At 45.7% G+C, this 529-nt stretch carries 1 protein-coding gene; it reads right to left on the bottom strand.

All coding sequences use genetic code 11. The features are described from left to right. Positions 1-133: 133 nt before the first annotated feature. Positions 134-529, bottom strand: a 396-nt coding sequence (locus R7R78_RS29220) for a HesA/MoeB/ThiF family protein (RefSeq protein WP_225474980.1), incomplete at its 5' end; no start/stop codon positions are given.

Here is a 529-nt window from a genome sequence, read left to right as displayed (position 1 = left end):
GTTGGCATTACACTCGACCAGCTGAGCTTGGTCGTTAATAACGATAGCTATCACGTTACCTCTCTCCTTTAACAAAGGAACGCACAAACGAACTTGCTGCGAATTGATTTGAAACTGTCATGGCGGTCATATCTTAACTGCTCACTGGTGCAAGATTATTGTCACCACAAACCTGACATTGCTTGTCTTTGGTTATAGACATGGTCTGCCAGTTCATCCGCAGTCCATCAAAGAGGTGTAACTGACCACACTCAACATGAAAGCTATCTATCGCCAACTTTTGAATAGCAGCGAGAGCTTGGTAGTTCCCCAGAGTGCCCACCACAGGGCCGATAATGCCGGTTTCGCTGCACTTCATTGTTTGCTGCAATTCATCAAATGGATACAAGCATCGATAGCAGCCTGAATTTGATGGTTTGTCTGAGTAGTCAAAAACAGCAAACTGCCCTTGCCAACCAATCGCTGCCGCCGATATCAGAGGTGTATTTTGCTCATAACAAACTTGATTGATCAGCTGCCTCGTTGGCAG

The sequence above is a fragment of the Vibrio sp. 2134-1 genome (genome assembly GCF_033339495.1).
This window is presented reverse-complemented; position numbering and strand designations above follow the sequence as displayed.